The 223-nt window shown below is 52.0% G+C and carries 1 protein-coding gene; it reads left to right on the plus strand.

What is annotated here, in order from left to right:
• Positions 1 to 223, plus strand: a 223-nt coding sequence (locus MFF64_RS37545; protein WP_238194174.1) for a hypothetical protein, incomplete at both ends; no start/stop codon positions are given.

Below are 223 nucleotides of genomic sequence, written 5' to 3' on the forward strand. Positions count from 1 at the left end.
TGGCAAAGCCCAGCATATTAAAGGTTTTCTTAATCGTTTTGCGAAGACGGCGAAAAAGACGGCGGATTTCCTCAACCGTATGGCGAAGCTGGGTATGCCAATGGTGGGCGTCGATCCGGCGCTGGTACTTTGTTATCGCGATGAATATAAACTGGCGCTGGGCGAGGAGCGTGGCGAGTTTAACGTCTTACTGGCGAATGAATGGCTGGCAAGCGCACTTGAG

It is taken from the genome of Methylobacterium frigidaeris (assembly GCF_022179185.1).
GTDB classification, from domain to species: Bacteria; Pseudomonadota; Alphaproteobacteria; order Rhizobiales; family Beijerinckiaceae; genus Methylobacterium; species Methylobacterium frigidaeris.